This is a genomic window from Thermoanaerobacterales bacterium (genome assembly GCA_030019475.1).
Taxonomy (GTDB): domain Bacteria; phylum Bacillota; class Desulfotomaculia; order Desulfotomaculales; family JASEER01; genus JASEER01.
On the sequence record JASEER010000080.1, the window covers coordinates 1 to 2,595 of the forward strand.

Here is a 2,595-nt window from a genome sequence, read left to right on the forward strand (position 1 = left end):
TTCATAACGGCACCTCAATATACGGTCTACGTATAGTATGCTCGCGAGTAGAGCGTAATGCAAACACGCTGTACGTATATTTTTCTTGACAGGCATACGCGCCACGTATATACTCTTGTCAGGAGGTTTTGGAATGATTGGAGATACCATTCGAGCACTACGCAAGCAGCGAAACCTTACCCAGGTTGAATTGGCTTTGCTTTTGGGAGTTTCCCAGGCGGAGCTTAGCCGTATGGAGTGCAACAAGACGACTATCACAGTTCAAGACATTAGTAAGCTCGCCGCCGCCCTGGGCGTTCCGGTGACCGCCCTGTTTGACGGCGGAGATGAAGCACCCGGCGACGCGACCAAGACCGGTGCCGAGTAACTTCGGCACGGACTTCCTAAATCCTGCCATAAGGTCGCGAGGCGCTTGGTCCGGGGGACTTTTCTCGAAGAAATCGTAACCGGCGAGGCCTTCAAAACGGGAGGCTGGTGGCGGATGCTCCTGGCCGGCGGCCAGGCAGAGACTGCTACCTCAGCAGTGACAAAAACTCGTCCACCGAAAGGCCGGCAAGAGAGATCAGGGCACGCAAGGTGCCGCGCTTTACGGGGTTATGGTTGGGAATACTTAGAGTCCTTCGGGACGGGTGCTTCAAGATGACGTGGGAGCCGGACTGACGATCCACCCGGTAGCCAAGTCTTTGGAAGGCGGAGATGATCTCACGTGCGGGGAGGGACGGGACCGGTGGCACTAGACAGCGACCTCCACGGTGGTCACAAGGGGCTGCACGTCGGCCGGGAGCGGTTCGTTGTGGTCGGCCGCGCTCGCGACGAACAGGGCGATGGCGTCCCGGATGTTCGCGAGGGCTTCTTCCACGGTGTCTCCTTCCGAGACGCAGCCCGGAAGCGCCGGGACGGTCACCACGTAGCCGCCGTCCTCGGGATCGGGGGTCAGGATGACGCTAAATCTCCTTGCCACGTTAACGATCCTCCATTCTGTGATGCAGCCCGTATTCACAGTACCCGTTACTCCCATTATACCCGCCGGCGGGCTCAGCGTCCCTTAGCCCGGCTCATACCAACAGGCATCTGTTGCCCTTATGTGTGCGCACCTGGTCGTTTGAGTACCAAGTCCAACATCCGTTCAAAGGCGGCCAGCTCTTCCGGCGTCAGTTCCCGGGCTTTCTCCAGGAGCCGGCGCAGCTCCGCCGGCAAAGGTTCCGCGCCCTGGCCGGCCGGGGCGAAGAAGTCGGCCAAGGTGATGCCCAGGGCGGTGGAGAGCTTCTGCAAAACGCTTAAACTGGGTTGGCGCTTACCGGCCTCAATCTCGCTAATCGTAGACTGGGCAACGCCAGCTTTCTTCGCCAAAGCGTTTGCGGAAATCCCGGCCATTGTACGAATTTCTGTCAGTCGACGACCTATATTCAAGTTGACCACCTATCTGTTAGCAGATAAGTCCTGCACTAAGTATATATGCGGAAAAGCACGAAAACAAGAGCAATCAGAGGGAAATCCAGCCAGACATATCTGGAAGCGCTATAATAAGTCTTGCCTGCTATAGCACCGGCAGATAATATCTAGTCGAGGGGGTGCCAGAGTGTCCCAATTGGGAAAGCGCATCATGCATATGCGTGAGGCGCGGCAGATCAGCCAAAACGCACTCGCCAAGAAATCCGGCGTTGCTCAGTCTTCAATCAGCGATATCGAAAGCGGTAAGAGAATACCGTCGGTGCCTACGCTTGAAAGGCTTGCCGCCGCCCTGGGCGTTCCCGTGACCGCCCTGTTCGCCGGCGGGGATGAAACGCCCGGCGACGTGACCAAAACCGGTACCGACTAACTTCGCCGCAGGATTACTAAATCCTGCCAGCACCTTGCCCTCCGACAACCGACCCTATGGGAGCCCCAGCCCCGGGGCGCGTTATACCACCAATGCTTAAGCGGGGATCTGCGGCGCGCCAGCGCACGGATACCCGACAGCACGGGGAGGTTAAGTCATGCCTGTGGCCGAAACGTGCAAAAATATCGGAAAATCCCGCGGTCGCCCGAAAAAAATTGATGAGGCATTACTCCGTCAACTTGTCGCCGCGGGTAAGAAGGATGTGGAGATCGCTTCAGAGTTGGGCGTGGCCCAGGCAAGCGTAACCGAGGCCCGCCAGCGCCTGGGCCTGGCCCCCAATGCCGTCCGCGGCCGGCCGAGAAGCCCGGAGGGCGAATCGCGGCGGCGGCAGAAGGCCCTGCCCGAGGCAGTCCGGCGGCGGATAACAAGAATGATCGCCCGCGGGTACGCGCCGCGGGAGGTGGCGGAGCGCCTCGGGTTGCGCCGGTCCGACATCGTGCGGTTCCTGCGCAACGTGCGAAGCAAAAGGTGGACCGGGCTTTACGAAGCACTGTCTCCGGAGGTCAAAGAGGAATTCCTGCGGTGGCGGCACATGGTCGATGGGGCGCGCGCGGCCCTGCCGGGCTGGGCCGGGCCGCGGGCCAAGCTCATACCCTTTGAGCTGGAGATGATTCGCCATACCATCAAGGGCACGATTTTGGCATTGAACAGTCTCCCGTGGTGGGAGCGGTTCCCGCCGCACCCCGAGGTCCTGCGGCGTCTCGGCATCCCGAACG

At 59.8% G+C, this 2,595-nt stretch carries 5 protein-coding genes; 3 read left to right on the forward strand and 2 right to left on the reverse strand.

Annotated features, from left to right (window positions below):
• Positions 1 to 133: 133 nt before the first annotated feature.
• Positions 134 to 367 carry a helix-turn-helix transcriptional regulator gene (locus QMC81_11865; GenBank protein ID MDI6908166.1) on the forward strand — a complete coding sequence of 78 codons (234 nt, stop codon included), beginning with the start codon at positions 134 to 136 and terminating at the stop codon, positions 365 to 367.
• Positions 368 to 733: 366 nt separating this feature from the next.
• Here the strand turns inward: QMC81_11865 and QMC81_11870 are convergent, their stop codons facing one another.
• Both QMC81_11870 and QMC81_11875 read right to left on the reverse strand, forming a co-directional pair.
• Positions 734 to 961 carry a type II toxin-antitoxin system HicB family antitoxin gene (locus QMC81_11870; protein ID MDI6908167.1) on the reverse strand — a complete coding sequence of 76 codons (228 nt, stop codon included), beginning with the start codon at positions 959 to 961 and terminating at the stop codon, positions 734 to 736.
• A 119-nt stretch (positions 962 to 1,080) separates the two neighbouring features.
• The gene (locus QMC81_11875; protein ID MDI6908168.1) at positions 1,081 to 1,419 is read right to left on the reverse strand and encodes a helix-turn-helix transcriptional regulator; all 339 of its coding nucleotides are present in this window, start codon (positions 1,417 to 1,419) and stop codon (positions 1,081 to 1,083) included.
• Between the two features lie 160 nt (positions 1,420 to 1,579).
• On the opposite strand from QMC81_11875, the gene QMC81_11880 reads away from it, so the two are divergent.
• Both QMC81_11880 and QMC81_11885 read left to right on the forward strand, forming a co-directional pair.
• Positions 1,580 to 1,819, forward strand: coding sequence for a helix-turn-helix transcriptional regulator (locus QMC81_11880; GenBank protein ID MDI6908169.1), 240 nt, complete (start codon positions 1,580 to 1,582; stop codon positions 1,817 to 1,819).
• 262 nt (positions 1,820 to 2,081) lie between these two features.
• On the forward strand, positions 2,082 to 2,595 hold a 514-nt coding region (locus QMC81_11885), incomplete at its 3' end, for a hypothetical protein (GenBank protein ID MDI6908170.1).

Excerpts from the sequence above, each read along its gene's own strand:
- QMC81_11865 (MDI6908166.1), top strand. The coding sequence starts at position 134 with ATGATTGGAGATACCATTCGAGCACTACGCAAGCAGCGAAACCTTACC.